We start from the raw sequence: 13,883 nt of genomic DNA on the forward strand, positions 1-13,883 counted from the left end.
ATTTCCCATTTTATTCCTCCAATAGGATAAAATATTTACATAAATTTATCGGGGGAGATTACTATGAAATTTAACAAGAAATTCTATAAAGATTTTGATTTTTATTTAGGAATATTAACTAGTTTTACAATGATTGAGAATGTTATGAAAGGTAGCTTTGCCTACTCATTCTGGGTTTCTTTGATTGTTACCATTATATTCTTCAAGGGAAGTTTGTTAGTTAAGAATAAGTAACTATAGATAATTATTCTGGTATTTAGTTATAAAAAGGCCGATTTTTGCAAAGTTGAAGGATAAAAGAGTCTCAACTATTGAAAAAAGGCCGATTTTTGCAAAGTTGAAGGATAAAAGAGTCTCAACTATTGAAAAAAGGCCGATTTTTGCAAAGTTGAAGGATAAAAACATCCCAACTATTGAAAAATGAGCAATAATTACAAAGTTGTAAATCATAAGTGTATAAACACTGAAATCCTTTGTGGTATGTGTTACACTACACTAATATATCAAAACAAATATTAATTGAAATCAACGTCGCCGTTACTTGACACGTTGTTTTTTTACGCGTAAATGCAGGAGGATAGTTAATGTTAAATGTCAATAATGTCAGTATGCAGTTTTCTGATAGGATGCTATATGATGATGTAAATCTTAAATTTACTTCGGGTAACTGTTACGGAGTTATTGGTGCTAATGGTGCCGGAAAGTCTACATTTCTAAAAATCATTGAAGGTAAACTCAAGCCAACTACAGGTGTAGTATCAATGGGTCCTAATGAACGTATGTCTAGCTTGAATCAAGATCACTTTGCCTTTGAGGATAGTTTGGTACTAGATACTGTTATTCGTGGTCATCAAGAACTTTACAGTATTATGACTGAAAAGGACGCTATCTATTCCAAAGCAGACTTCAGTGACGCTGACGGTATTCGTGCTGCAGAATTAGAGACTGAGTTCGGTGAGATGGGTGGTTGGGAAGCTGAATCTGATGCTTCTCAAATCCTTCAAGCTTTGGGAATCGATGAATCACTTCATCAATCCCCCATGAGTGACTTGACGGAGCCACAAAAAGTTAAGGTATTGTTGGGACAAGCGTTATTTGGTCATCCCGATGTCTTACTTTTGGATGAGCCCACTAATGGATTGGACGTACAATCAATCAGCTGGTTAGAAAACTTCCTAGCTGACTTTGAGAATACTGTCATCGTAGTTTCCCATGATCGTCACTTCTTGAATCAAGTATGTACACATATGTGTGATGTTGACCGTGGTAAGATCACTTTGTTTGTTGGTAACTATGACTTCTGGATGGAATCCAGTGAGCTTGCTACTCAATTACAAGCTAACGCTAACGCCAAAAAAGAGGAACAGATCAAACAACTACAAGAATTCGTGGCTCGTTTCAGTGCGAATGCTTCCAAATCTAAGCAAGCAACATCTCGTAAGAAGCAATTAGAGAAGATAACACTTGATGATATTCAACCATCAACTCGTAAATATCCATTCATCAAGTTCAATCCAGATCGTGAATTGGGTAAGGACTTGGTAAGTTTGGAGAATGTTTCTAAGTCGATCGAAGGCGTTAAGATCCTTGATAATGTTAATTTGACATTACGTCCGGATGAAAAAATCGCCTTTGTTAGTAGGAATGACTTAACTACAACAATTCTGATGCAGATAATTGCTGGTGAGATCAAGCCTGATACAGGTGAGGTAACTTGGGGTCAAACAGCCTCAACGACTTATTTACCTAAGAACGTTAATGAATACTTCGCTGATAACAAGATGTCTGTTATTGACTGGTTACGTCAATATGCCTCTAAAGATGAAAATGACAATACATTCTTGCGTGGATTCTTAGGTAAGATGTTGTTTTCAGGGGATGATGTTAACCGTGAAGTTGACGTCATGTCCGGTGGGGAAAAGGTCCGTGCAATGTTATCTAAGATGATGTTGAGTAAGGCCAATGTTCTCTTGTTGGATGACCCAACTAATCACTTGGATCTAGAATCAATCACTGCTTTGAATGATGGTTTAGTAGGATTCAGTGGCAGTATCATCTTCACATCCCACGATCATGAATTTATTCAGACAATTGCTAACAGAATTATCGAAGTCAGTCCTAAGGGTGTCGTTGATAAAGCAGATACTACTTATGATGAATTCTTATCACATAAACAATTACAAGAACAAGTTGCTAAGTTGTACGAAGACTAGAAAAAAATAGCGTTAACACATCTAATCAGAATGTGTTAACGCTATTTTTAGTAGTAAATCTACTAATTATGATTAACAATTTGTCATTTAATCAATGTTGAAAATTTCAGTTAATCGTTTCTCGAAGAAGGGCAGCCAGATGTCGTGATAACCGGCACGTGTTGGGTGAGCATCGTCAAACATATACATTGGATTGCTAGCAGTTTCTAGTCTGATCTGTTGGTTCTTCCAAACGTCAATAATGTGAATTCCCCACTTATCTTGGAGTTTGTATAAGACTCTTCTCAGTTCTTCGTAGTTGGCATCTGGTTTACGTAGACAAGTGAAGAATGCTACTGGGCAATTCCAGTTTTGTTTTGCGTAAGCAATAATATACTCCATTGCACCAATCGTAGTGGTTCTATCGAAGTCTTCAATATCTGTTGACTCACTGATTTCACCAGTAGGAATATCAAATCGAGAATCATTGGTAGATAATTGACACACAAACAAATCAAAGTCTTGGTCTGTAGGTATGTCAGTTTGAAGACGTGATGTGTAAGTTTTGGCGGAAGTCCCACCTAGAGTTGTTCCTGATACATCTGCCTTGGTACTTTTGACACCATCTATAGTTGCCAAGTATTCCGGTAAAGCATCCCCAAATGATCCAGCTCCATAAGTGATTGATGAACCTAAAAAGGCAATTTTTTTACCTTGCAGTTTTGAATCGGGATTCAAAGACATTTTATCTGAAGCTATAGCAGATCTGTTTCCGCGATAAAAAGAGTAACCTTTGTCAATTAGTTTCGTTGTTACTACAGTCGCCGCAGTGGTTGTTAAGAATTTGATGAATTTGTTATTTGTCATTTATTTCTACCTTTCGGATTTTAAGTGTGAAATAAACACTTATCTTAATTTAGTACTTATACTGTAAATCGGAAAGATGTGAATGTAAAATAGTAAAAGAGAAAGAATGATAACCTTTTGGTTATGATTGTATTAAAAGATTGTACGTGACTTGTGAGTGAGCAATTTAAGTTACAAATCATAAAAATATAGTAAAATGTAAGAAGTAAGAAGTAATGAAAAAGAGAGGGATGAGCGAATAATGGATAAAATTACAGATGATTCAAAAATATCAAAAATATCTAGTAAAGGCCAAGTTGTAATTCCCGCAACAATTAGAAAAGCATTACAGATAAATAGTGGAGATAAATTATCTATAACAGTCAGTCCTGATAATGAGATAATTTTAAAGAAACAGCCTAGCGAATTGGATTGGCATAATCTTGTTAAGGATATACCAACAGAAATTGTTGATGTAGATAAAAATGGAAATTATGATCCTAATAAATCTCCTGATTTTCACGATTGGATGGTTAATGGTTGATGGATAATGTTATTCGTCCAATGAGCATTTATATTGCCGACATTATGTTTGATGACTCTATTCAATCGAAACGTAGACCTGCATTGGTAGTTGATATTTATGAGAAGTACGTAGTTGTATTTAAGATAACGTCTAAATACAAGAATAAGTCTGATAATATAAAGCAAATATACTATCCAATTAAATATTGGAAAAAAGCTGGTTTAGTAAAAAAATCATATGTAGATGTGCACAAAACTTATAAAGTTACTAGAGGAGTTGTTTTTAATCATCCACCAATGGGCAAATTGGAATTAGTTGATGTAGATGATTTATATACATTTTTAAAAAATATAAAAAAAAGAAACAAATAATCCACCCAATGAAATCAAACATTTCATTAGGTGGATTATTTGTTTTAAAAGCATAAATTAAGCTAAGTTACCGCCATCACGCTTGTTTTGGAAGTAAGCGATAACTGGCAAGATGACACCGACTGCTACCATCAATAATGGTTCGATGATGTTAAGTGTCAAAACGTGATACCAAGCACCGGTTCCAGTCACTTCATCAGTTGGGAAGATTCCTAAAGTGGCGGCACCAAAGGTAATGGCGAAGCACCAAGCACCAACTAAGATAGCAAACTTTCTATTCTTGATATAAACGAAGTCAGACTTGAATTGTTTCTCACGTAGTCTAACTAATATGAAGGAACTGAACAAGAAACATGTCGCATATGGTGAAACTATCCCGTTCAAGTTAAGTAATTGATTGAAGATAGAGTTCATATTTGGCAAAGTGGCACTTAACACCATGATTACAGTACAGATACCTGTTGTTAACCAGTAACCATTGATAGGAAGGTCGTGTTTGTCTAGTTTTGTTAGTCCTTTTGGTAAGTATTCTTTAGCAGTGTCGGATAAGAACATTCTTGTTCCGGCATCTAACAAGACGGCGAGTTGAGCCATCATATAGATTGCTTGGGTGAAGGAGAATAAGTATAGGAAGAAATTACCCATGCCAAATTCTGAACCCATATATTGGAAGGCGTAGTATGAACCGTTCATTTTAAGGTCATTTGGTAAGTTATGAGCGTTGAAGAATACACCCAATGAAAATGATCCAAGGACTGTTAGGATACCAGTCATAATTGCTAGCATCCACATAGCCTTAGGGAAGTCCTTTTTACCATTCTTCATCTCTGTAACGTATGGTGCAGCGAACTCTGAACCATTCATAGCGAAGATAACTAGTCCAAATGTTGATAGATAATGCATATCAAACTTAGGAATAAATGAGCTGAATGTAAATGGCTGTGTATGTGGTGCATTACCTTGGCCTAAGTAGACGACCGTCATGATAACGTACAAAACGGTAACGATAAACATCGCACCACCACCGATAACACTCAATATTTGTAGTGAGTTCTTTAAAAAATGTTGGATAAAAATAAATAACGTAAAGATCAGAGCTGTCAGTAGAGCAAACATACTGTTGCTCATAGTATCTGACATCTTGTTGGATCCATTGATCAACCAACCAAACGAAATAAGCATCGAATTGGCAACATCGACGATATAAGGAAGACCAGAGACCCAATAAGTCCATCCACAAATATAGCCCCAAAGGTTACCACTAGTACCACGTACCCAAGACGTGATACCTCCACCTTCCTCACTAAATGTTGAACCTAGATGACCAACCATCATCTCATAAGGTACAACGAATAAAAATAACATTAAAATCCAAGTTGTAACGATTCCTAACCCTTGGTTATGGAAGTTGTAAATAATGTCATCAAAACCAATGACAGTAACAAAGTCCATCAAAGCAACTACTGGCCAGCTAATATATGACTTCTTATCAGCAGAGTCAATTTCTGGCAATTTATTCCCCATCGGAAATACACCCCTTTATTTCAAATTTAAGTAACAGTTAATTATATGAAAAATGTTTACTAAATACCACCTATGTAAGCGTCTTTAAAAAATAAACTTACGATTTTGTAAGTTAAAAGTAAGATAAATCCAACGACCCAATTCGATATTTTATTTATGATAGATATATCAAATGGAGGTCAAGAAATGCAAAAAATTGTAGAAGTAAAAAATGTTGAAAAAATTTATGGTAAGGCTGATGAGAAACAATATAAGGCATTATCAGATGTGAATTTTGAAGTTAAACCAGGAGAATTCGTTGGTATCATGGGGGCTTCTGGTTCAGGTAAGACAACATTATTAAATATTTTGTCCACTCTTGATACACCTACAAGTGGTTCGGTCAAAATTGCCGGACAGGATATTACCAAGTTAAATGTAAATGAAATGGCAGATTTTCGTTCTAATCAAATTGGATTCATTTTCCAAGATTTCAATTTACTGGAGAACTTAACAGCATACGAAAATATCGCTTTGCCATTGGCACTACAAAATGTTTCACCAAAAAAAATCAAACCGGCTGTTATGTCGATCACTGAAAAATTGGGATTGGTCGATATCTTGAATCATTATCCAACGGAATTGTCAGGTGGACAAAAGCAACGTGTCGCAGCAGCTAGAGCACTAGTTCATGAACCAAAGATCGTCTTTGGGGATGAACCTACTGGAGCGCTGGATTCTAAAAGTGCCAGAGCCTTGCTGGATACTATGAGCAAGATCAATAAAGAAGACGATGTATCGATCCTTTTAGTAACACATGATCCCTTCTCAGCTAGTTATTGTGATCGTATCCTCTTCATTAAAGATGGTGAGATTGGTCAAGAGTTGAACAAAGATGACCATACACGTGGGGAATTTTATCAAGAAATATTAGATTCACTTGGAACTTTTGTCGAATAGATAAGGAATTATGTATCAAGTTTATAAGGAGATTAAATTATGTTAAACAAACTTGCCCTCAGTGGTATACGTCATCGATTACGTGATTACACGGTATTATTTTCAGGATTAATGATTGCTTCAGCAATTTTCTATATGTTTTTGTCGCTAGCGATTAATAAGTCGTTTTTAAGTTCTAATTCACCAGCTGCGGCTACAGCATTCATCTTTGGATTTGGGATTATCTTGTTGGCGATAATAACTATCGTCTACATAAACTATGCGAATACCTTCTTGCTTAGTATGAGGCAAAAGGAATACGGAATGTTCATGATGCTAGGTGCCAAGAGTAGTAAAATTTCCAAAATGATCTTTGTAGAAACATTTGCCATTGGTGCTATTTCTACAATTATTGGATCAGTTATTGGTATCATTGCTACAAAGTTTGTCAGTCAATGGATGATCGATGCCCTTGATATGCAGGTCAAACACTTTGATAGCTTCTATTTACCAGCATTAATGTGGACCTTTGTTTTCTTCATCGTTATCTTCATCTTTTCTGCGATCAAAAATTCCATATCATTACGTAGAACTAAGATATTGGTACTGTTACACAAAGATAGTCAACCAAGTAAAATCAAGAATAATGGCTTGGTTAAGAGTATTCAAGCAGTTGTTGGTATCATTCTTTTGGCAATTGGTTACTATGCAATGTGGGTCGTTGGTCAAAATGCTTTATTGATCTATATTGGTATACCTGTTGCTTTAGTAACGATTGTTGGTGGAACTTACTTCACTATTACAGCAGCCATCACCGCAGTAATTGCAATGTTAAAACGTAATACTAAGTTCTCACAACGAGGCCTCAATAACTTCACACTTTCACAGTTGAGTTTTAGAATCGGAGATTACACTAAGATTCTTTCAATGGTATCGATCATGTTTGCCTTGGCACTTGGTGCGATCACGGTTGGATTAGGATTCCAAAACCAGATCGATACAGTTGTAAATGGTCAAAGTTACTATGATGTTACAGTTCATAACGCCGATACAGCACAACAAAATCGTATCAATCATTTGAGTGGAGATGAGCAGACTAACTATTCATATAAGTCAGATGATAAGAACAAAGTAGTTTATTATCGTGCTAGTGAATTCAAGAAACAACCACTTCATTATGAGAAGTTCAACATGAATAATATGATTTCCACAACTAAAAAGAGCAGTAATATTAAGATTCCAGATGTCAGTTATACGTTACAACAAAACATGTTGCCACAATATCGAATGAGTAAAGCTGAAGCCGTTAGTGACGCTGAATTTAACAAGATAGCCGGCAAGTCGAACACATTAACGCTGGTTAAGACGGATTCATTCAAGAAGAACTTGAGTAAAATCAAAGTTATTTCTAAAGCTGAAAACAAGCGTTTTAAAGAATTGAAACAAGGCAGCGAAGATAAATATAGTTCATATGTAATAGTTAATGGATTCTTCTCAGGCTTAGAATTCATGGGATTCTTCTTAGGAATCGCCTTTCTAGCCATGTTGGCAAGTTGCTTGATGTTTAAAATCTTGTCAGGTGCGAGTGGTGACGTTAAGCGTTACAACATGCTATATAAAATTGGTACAAAACAAAAGATGTTGCGTTCTACTATTAATAAAGAAATTGCAGTCTTGTTCGCAGTTCCAGCCGGACTAGGGATAATTCATGTCTTACTAGGACTTCAAATGTTCACCAATATCCTGTACAAACCATATATGAATATCGAAATTCCCTTTGGAATATTCATTGTTCTATACCTTGGTTATTATCTATTAACACGTTACTTGTACAAGAAGATTGTTCTAAAATAATTCACCAGTTTCCTTTCGGGGGAACTGGGGTCATCGGGTATTCACCTTATGACCCCAGCTCCTCTGAACAGAGGAGTGTATCCCTCAACAAGATACCTGAAACATCCCCTATAATATGAGAATTCCCGTTCTCAAAGTATCAGAGCGTGACAAAACGCGTCAAGCTTTCGAGTATAGTACTAAAAAGTCCAACATTTACGAAAGTAAATGCTGGGCTTTTTTGCACTAAACGGAGGAAGTTGCGTTTTGTCACGCGTTTTAACTGCAAGTTTGAGTAGAAAAAGAGTTATGTCACAAACTCACTATTTTTGTTAAGCGGAAGAAATTGTATTTTGAAGCGCGTTTCAGCAAGTCTGAATAGAATCCATAACACAACTACACTTTAGAATTAATATAATTTTAGGAGAAAATTTTAATTTATGATACAATTAATTACTTGATAATTTTGTAACAAGATTTTAGTTCGGGAATTGAAACAAATACTAAAATTCAAAATATTTTTTATATTATAAAATGTCTTGATAAAGTATTGATATATAAGAACTTTAGTGCAATAATCGCTCTGTGTTAAACCCGAACCTTTATAGAGTTTAGATGTTTTTTGTTGCTAAATTATTTTTTAAACATTAGAATTTCTTTAATGATTAATTTTAATGAAGATTTATTGGGAATAGAAGGGAGAAAAAGTTATGTCATCAATGATTGAATTCCGTGATGTTCAAAAGTATTACGGCAAGTTCCACGCACTAAAGGACATTAACTTAAAAATCGACAAGGGAGAAACTGTAGTTTTGATTGGACCATCTGGTTCTGGTAAGAGTACTTTGGCTAGAACAGTCAATGGTTTGGAAACTATCGAAAAAGGCCAATTGATCGTTAATGGCCGAGATATCGCTGATAAGGGAACAGATATCAACCGTATCCGTACTGATGTCGGAATGGTTTTCCAACATTTTAATTTATATGCTAATAAAGATGTTTTAGAAAATGTAATGCTAGCTCCAAGAATCGTATTGAAATTGAGTGAAGAGGAAAACAAGAAGGCTGCTATGGCTTTACTAGACCAAGTTGGTTTGGCAGATAAAGCACATAATATGCCTTCACAGATCTCTGGTGGACAGGCACAACGTGTAGCCATCGCTAGATCACTAGCAATGAAGCCTCGTTGTATGCTCTTTGACGAACCTACAAGTGCGCTAGATCCAGAAATGATCGATGATGTACTTGGTGTTATCAAGTATGTTACAAGTCAAAGCGATATGACTTCACTTATCGTTACTCACGAAATGGGATTTGCTCAAGAAGTTGCTAACCGTGTTATTTTTATGGCTGATGGACAAATTCTAGAAGATGATGAGACTAATAATTTCTTTGAGCACCCATCAAATGAACGTGCTAGTCAATTCTTAGGTAAAATTATCAAGCATTAAAATAGGGGGTATTTGATATGAAAAAGAAGTTTAAATATTTATCACTGCTGATCACGTCTTTGCTCCTAGTATTGACGGTGTCTGGTTGTGGATCACAATCCCTATCGTCACAAAATGTTATGGAAAATGACAAAAAGTCTAAAACCATCACATGGGGTGTTAAGGCGGATACAAAATTACTTGGTTTGATCGATGTTAAAGATGGAAAAGAAAAAGGCTTTGAGATCGATTTGGCTAAGGCTCTTACTAAAAAGATGCTCGGTAAAGATGCAACGGCTAAGTTTGTTACCGTTACATCGCAGTCACGTATTCCACTGTTGAAGAACGGAAACATTGATGCCATCATCGCTACAATGACCATAACGCCTGATCGTAAGAAGACGATCGACTTTTCTAACTCATATTTTGATGCTGGACAATCGATCCTTGTCAAGAAGGGTTCTGCAGTTAAAAAGGTTCAAGACTTAAACAACAAAACCATTATCGGTGTTGTAGGTTCTAACTCAGTTCAAAATGTTAAGAAGTTTGCTCCAAAGGCGCAAGTACTTCAATTACCTGATTATGCACAGGCATTAACAGCACTGAAGTCTGGCCAAGGAGATGCATTGACAACTGATAATGTAATCTTAGCTGGTATGGCAGTCAATAATCCTGGCTATGAGCTGACTGGTAAGGCCTTCACGACTGAACCTTATGGTATAGGTATCAACAAGGGTCAAGGAGACTTCAAGACAGCTTTGAACAAAGCACTTGAGGAAGTTCAATCTGACGGAACTTATAACAAGCTTATTCTCAAATGGTTTGGTAATGTTCCTGGATTCAATTACAAGGAGGTGCTAAGGAAATGATAAAATTACTAACAGATAATTGGCCAGCCTTTATTTCAGGATTTGGATGGACTGTTTTATCCAGTGTCTTGGCACTGTTCTTCAGTTTGATTATTGGATCCCTCTTCGCGATCCTAGAGGTTATGCCTAGTAAAGTAGCTCGTGTAATAGGTAATGTCTACGTGGAGATATTCCGTAACATTCCGTTATTAGTTATCACAATGTTCTTTTACCTAGTAATTCCGTTGTATATTGTGAAGATCAATGGATTCACTGCCGGAACTATCGGGTTAACGATCTATACATCGGCTTTTATTGCCGAAACAGTTCGTGCTGGTATTAATTCAGTTGACCTTGGTCAAATGGAAGCTGCTCGTGCGCAAGGTATGACATTTTGGCAGGCTATGAAAAATGTTGTCCTACCACAAGCCTTCAAGTTAGTTATTCCACCTCTTGGTAATCAATTCGTTAACTTAGTTAAGAATTCATCAGTTCTAGCCTTTGTGGCTGGATTTGACTTGATGTATCAAGGTAATGCGATTGCGTCACAGACTTTTGATACTGTTAATACATATGTAGTTGTCGGTTTGTTCTACTTAGTTATTACATTGCCGATCAGTTATTATATGCAACATTTAGAAAGAAAATTAGCTTAGGAGGGGAATGCATATGCAAAATTGGATAGACGCTTATTCATGGATCAATATACGATTCCTGCTCCAAGGCTTATGGGTCACAATATTGATCTCAGTTGTTTCAGTAATATTGAGTTTCATTATTGGTTCAGTCTTAGGAATTATCAGATATGCGAAGATTCCGTATTTATCAAGAATCGTCGGATACATTATCGATGTTATTAGAAACTTGCCATTGCTGTTGATAATCTTCTTCACGTACTTTGGATTACCAGCCTTTGGTTTCAAGCCAGATACGATCCCAGCAGCTATTTTAGCCATGACAGTCTTTGAGTCTACTATGATTGCTGAGATCATCAGGTCAGGTATATTGGCTGTTGATATTGGTCAGATGGAAGCATCTCGTGCTATGGGGATGAAGCTAGGACAGGCAATGTGGCATGTTGTATTGCCTCAAGCTTACAAAAAAATGATCCCAGCATTAGTTAGTCAATTTATATCCTTGATCAAGGATACTTCACTGGCCACAATCATCGTTGTGCCAGAATTGATGCAACACGGTCAAGTCGTCTATGGACAAGATCCTAACTACATCATTCCAGTCTTTGTAGCGATGGCTATTATGTACTTTGTAGTTTGTTATGCATTGTCATTGTTATCTAAGTTTATTGATAGAAGAATGGCTTAAACTTTTTAGAATGCTTATAGCATTCTATTAAAAAAAACAAAGATTAGAAATAAATTAGAAAAATGGCTTGACTTATAATTTAATTACTGATAATATTCAAGTCAATTAAATAAACAAATATAAGTGTCTGAATCAAGTAGTACTGCATCTGTGCGTAAGAAAGCCGGTGGTTGATGTGAACCGGTCAGGGTGTATGTTATGAAATACCAGACATGACTTGGCTTTTCCAAGCGGGTAAAGAGAACCGTTACTTCTCGAGAGTGGAGGATATTTTATCCTCAAGCTGGGTGGTACCACGGTTTATTAGTCGTCCCTGTTGCGTAAGCAATAGGAACGACTTTTTTTATACCTTAAAATTGGAAAGGACAATGATTATGAATAATACATCTGGTGGCAATCCTCGATATTGGAGCAATTAACAAATTCGATAAAATATGAGGAGATTAATTATGAAGAATAAAGTGAGTTTTAAAGAGTCAATTTCAATTTTGGTAGTAATGTTATTAATCTTAGGACTAGGTGTTATCAAGTTTGGTCTTTCACCACAAACACCAGTGTTAGTAGTAATCGGTTTGTTAGTTCTTTGGAGTAAGATTCGTGGTAGTAGTTGGGATGATATTCACGGTGGTATCATCGACGGTGTCAAAAACGGGATCGTCCCAATATTTATTTTCATATTGATCGGTGCTTTGATCGGTACATGGATTGCGGCAGGAATCATTCCATCTATGATGGTTGCCGGATTCCACATGATCTCAGTTAAATGGTTCGTTCCTTCAGTATTCTTAGTTTGTGCAATTATTGGTACATCAGTTGGTAGTGCTTTTACAATTATTTCAACACTTGGAATTGCGTTGTTTGGGATGGGTACAACGCTTGGTGTTAATCCGGCTTTAGTAGCGGGAGCAATTATTTCTGGAGCAATTTTTGGAGATAAGACTTCACCACTTTCAGATTCAACTAACTTGGCTTCAGCAATTGCTGAAGATGACTTGTTCGCACATATCAAAAACCTTATGTGGACTACGATTCCAGCTTTCTTGATCTCATTAGTTCTTTACACAATTCTTGGTAATACAGGAACTAGTGCAAATATGTCAAATATTGATACAACACTTAATGTTTTGAATAGTCACTTTATAATTTCATGGTGGGCAATTTTGCCAGTAGCATTGTTATTCATCTGTGCCATAGCCAAAATTCCAGCCATTGCTACTTTGATCTTGAATATCACCGTTACAGTAGGGATGATATTTATCCAAAAACCTGGTACACCAGTTAAAGATATTGCCGGTTTCATCGAAAATGGATTTGTTTCAAAAACTGGTAACGCCGCAGTTGATGCATTACTTACTCGTGGAGGAATCACTTCCATGATGGGTACAGTTTCATTGATCTTTTTAACATTGTCACTAGGTGGTCTCTTGATGAAGTTTGACGTTATTCAGACAGCTATGACACCACTAACTGCAAAGTTAAAGACCCCAGGAGCCGTTGTACTTGCTACGATCCTTTCTGGTATTGGTGTTAATGTCTTTGTTGGTGAACAATACCTTTCAGTTATTCTTCCCGGTAAAGCTTTCAAAGAAGCATTCAATAAACGTGGACTAGATAATTTAGCTTTGAGCCGTGTACTTGAAGACGGTGGTACCGTAATTAATTACTTGATTCCTTGGGGTGTTGCAGGTGCATTCGCAGCCAATACACTTGGAGTTTCAACACTTGAATTCCTACCATTTTGTTTCTTTAGCTTACTTTCACCAGTCCTATCGATCATCAGTGGATTCACTGGTATTGGATTGAAACGTATTGATAGTAAGAAAAAATAAGTTTCAGATAAGACAGATGCAGTTACTGCTTAGAGAGTGTGACAAAACACGTTCAGCTTTCGAGTATAATGTAAAATAAGTAGATATTCACGTAAGTGGATGTCTACTTATTTTTGATTAAACGGAGAAGGCTGTGTTTTGTCACACGTTTTCACTGCAAGTTTGAGTAGAAAAAAAGTTAAGCTACAATCCTATTTTTTTAGACAGAAAAAATTATTACCACACGTTTTCATTAAAATTTCT

General features: G+C 36.2%; 14 protein-coding genes. 12 read left to right on the top strand and 2 right to left on the bottom strand.

All coding sequences use genetic code 11. The annotated features are described in order from the left end of the window. Positions 1 to 63: 63 nt before the first annotated feature. The 3 genes from BTM29_RS12775 to BTM29_RS03405 all read left to right on the top strand — a co-directional run bounded on the left by BTM29_RS12775 (position 64) and on the right by BTM29_RS03405 (position 2,213). The gene (locus tag BTM29_RS12775) at positions 64 to 234 is read left to right on the top strand and encodes a hypothetical protein (RefSeq protein WP_157886435.1); all 171 of its coding nucleotides are present in this window, start codon (positions 64 to 66) and stop codon (positions 232 to 234) included. 52 nt (positions 235 to 286) lie between these two features. Then, on the top strand, positions 287 to 424 hold the full coding sequence (locus BTM29_RS12860; RefSeq protein WP_192844201.1) for a hypothetical protein: 138 nt from the start codon (positions 287 to 289) through the stop codon (positions 422 to 424). Positions 425 to 584: 160 nt separating this feature from the next. After that, on the top strand, positions 585 to 2,213 hold the full coding sequence (locus BTM29_RS03405) for an ABC-F family ATP-binding cassette domain-containing protein (protein WP_076614164.1): 1,629 nt from the start codon (positions 585 to 587) through the stop codon (positions 2,211 to 2,213). 87 nt (positions 2,214 to 2,300) lie between these two features. Here the strand turns inward: BTM29_RS03405 and BTM29_RS03410 are convergent, their stop codons facing one another. Continuing rightward, a complete protein-coding gene (locus BTM29_RS03410; RefSeq protein ID WP_076614165.1) occupies positions 2,301 to 3,059 on the bottom strand; it encodes an SGNH/GDSL hydrolase family protein in 759 nt (252 codons plus the stop codon). A gap of 241 nt (positions 3,060 to 3,300) precedes the next feature. Here BTM29_RS03410 and BTM29_RS03415 point away from each other — a divergent pair, with 241 nt between their 5' ends. After that, positions 3,301 to 3,582 carry an AbrB/MazE/SpoVT family DNA-binding domain-containing protein gene (locus BTM29_RS03415; RefSeq protein ID WP_076614166.1) on the top strand — a complete coding sequence of 94 codons (282 nt, stop codon included), beginning with the start codon at positions 3,301 to 3,303 and terminating at the stop codon, positions 3,580 to 3,582. After that, positions 3,582 to 3,935 carry a type II toxin-antitoxin system PemK/MazF family toxin gene (locus BTM29_RS03420; protein WP_225972227.1) on the top strand — a complete coding sequence of 118 codons (354 nt, stop codon included), beginning with the start codon at positions 3,582 to 3,584 and terminating at the stop codon, positions 3,933 to 3,935. Before BTM29_RS03415 ends, BTM29_RS03420 begins: the two co-directional genes overlap by 1 nt. 57 nt (positions 3,936 to 3,992) lie before the next feature. On the opposite strand, the gene BTM29_RS03425 is transcribed toward BTM29_RS03420, so the two are convergent. Then, positions 3,993 to 5,447 carry an APC family permease gene (locus BTM29_RS03425; protein ID WP_418236011.1) on the bottom strand — a complete coding sequence of 485 codons (1,455 nt, stop codon included), beginning with the start codon at positions 5,445 to 5,447 and terminating at the stop codon, positions 3,993 to 3,995. A 198-nt stretch (positions 5,448 to 5,645) separates the two neighbouring features. On the opposite strand from BTM29_RS03425, the gene BTM29_RS03430 reads away from it, so the two are divergent. The 7 genes from BTM29_RS03430 to nhaC all read left to right on the top strand — a co-directional run bounded on the left by BTM29_RS03430 (position 5,646) and on the right by nhaC (position 13,640). Then, on the top strand, positions 5,646 to 6,398 hold the full coding sequence (locus tag BTM29_RS03430) for an ABC transporter ATP-binding protein (RefSeq protein ID WP_076614168.1): 753 nt from the start codon (positions 5,646 to 5,648) through the stop codon (positions 6,396 to 6,398). A 39-nt stretch (positions 6,399 to 6,437) separates the two neighbouring features. Beyond that, a complete protein-coding gene (locus tag BTM29_RS03435) occupies positions 6,438 to 8,231 on the top strand; it encodes an FtsX-like permease family protein (RefSeq protein WP_076614169.1) in 1,794 nt (597 codons plus the stop codon). Positions 8,232 to 8,929: 698 nt separating this feature from the next. After that, entirely contained in the window at positions 8,930 to 9,661 is a 732-nt protein-coding gene (locus tag BTM29_RS03440) for an amino acid ABC transporter ATP-binding protein (protein ID WP_164510789.1), read from the top strand. A gap of 17 nt (positions 9,662 to 9,678) precedes the next feature. Next, on the top strand, positions 9,679 to 10,509 hold the full coding sequence (locus BTM29_RS03445; protein ID WP_076614171.1) for a glutamate ABC transporter substrate-binding protein: 831 nt from the start codon (positions 9,679 to 9,681) through the stop codon (positions 10,507 to 10,509). Then, positions 10,506 to 11,144 carry an amino acid ABC transporter permease gene (locus BTM29_RS03450; protein ID WP_076614172.1) on the top strand — a complete coding sequence of 213 codons (639 nt, stop codon included), beginning with the start codon at positions 10,506 to 10,508 and terminating at the stop codon, positions 11,142 to 11,144. Before BTM29_RS03445 ends, BTM29_RS03450 begins: the two co-directional genes overlap by 4 nt. 13 nt (positions 11,145 to 11,157) lie before the next feature. Further along, positions 11,158 to 11,811 carry an amino acid ABC transporter permease gene (locus BTM29_RS03455; RefSeq protein ID WP_076614173.1) on the top strand — a complete coding sequence of 218 codons (654 nt, stop codon included), beginning with the start codon at positions 11,158 to 11,160 and terminating at the stop codon, positions 11,809 to 11,811. Between the two features lie 449 nt (positions 11,812 to 12,260). Beyond that, positions 12,261 to 13,640 (top strand): Na+/H+ antiporter NhaC, encoded by a 1,380-nt coding sequence (gene nhaC, locus BTM29_RS03460; RefSeq protein WP_225972228.1) that lies wholly within the window; start codon positions 12,261 to 12,263, stop codon positions 13,638 to 13,640. The last annotated feature ends 243 nt before the right edge of the window (positions 13,641 to 13,883 follow it).

The sequence above is a fragment of the Companilactobacillus allii genome (genome assembly GCF_001971585.1).
In the GTDB taxonomy this organism is placed as follows: Bacteria; Bacillota; Bacilli; order Lactobacillales; family Lactobacillaceae; genus Companilactobacillus; species Companilactobacillus allii.

Bases quoted from the DNA above. Each gene is read 5' to 3' on its own strand.
- BTM29_RS03420 (WP_225972227.1), top strand. From the start codon at position 3,582: ATGGATAATGTTATTCGTCCAATGAGCATTTATATTGCCGACATTATG.
- BTM29_RS03440 (WP_164510789.1), top strand. From the start codon at position 8,930: ATGATTGAATTCCGTGATGTTCAAAAGTATTACGGCAAGTTCCACGCA.
- nhaC (WP_225972228.1), top strand. From the start codon at position 12,261: ATGAAGAATAAAGTGAGTTTTAAAGAGTCAATTTCAATTTTGGTAGTA.
- BTM29_RS03415 (WP_076614166.1), top strand. From the start codon at position 3,301: ATGGATAAAATTACAGATGATTCAAAAATATCAAAAATATCTAGTAAA.
- BTM29_RS03435 (WP_076614169.1), top strand. From the start codon at position 6,438: ATGTTAAACAAACTTGCCCTCAGTGGTATACGTCATCGATTACGTGAT.
- BTM29_RS03405 (WP_076614164.1), top strand. From the start codon at position 585: ATGTTAAATGTCAATAATGTCAGTATGCAGTTTTCTGATAGGATGCTA.
- BTM29_RS03450 (WP_076614172.1), top strand. From the start codon at position 10,506: ATGATAAAATTACTAACAGATAATTGGCCAGCCTTTATTTCAGGATTT.
- BTM29_RS03410 (WP_076614165.1), bottom strand. From the start codon at position 3,059: ATGACAAATAACAAATTCATCAAATTCTTAACAACCACTGCGGCGACT.
- BTM29_RS12775 (WP_157886435.1), top strand. From the start codon at position 64: ATGAAATTTAACAAGAAATTCTATAAAGATTTTGATTTTTATTTAGGA.
- BTM29_RS03445 (WP_076614171.1), top strand. From the start codon at position 9,679: ATGAAAAAGAAGTTTAAATATTTATCACTGCTGATCACGTCTTTGCTC.
- BTM29_RS03430 (WP_076614168.1), top strand. From the start codon at position 5,646: ATGCAAAAAATTGTAGAAGTAAAAAATGTTGAAAAAATTTATGGTAAG.
- BTM29_RS03455 (WP_076614173.1), top strand. From the start codon at position 11,158: ATGCAAAATTGGATAGACGCTTATTCATGGATCAATATACGATTCCTG.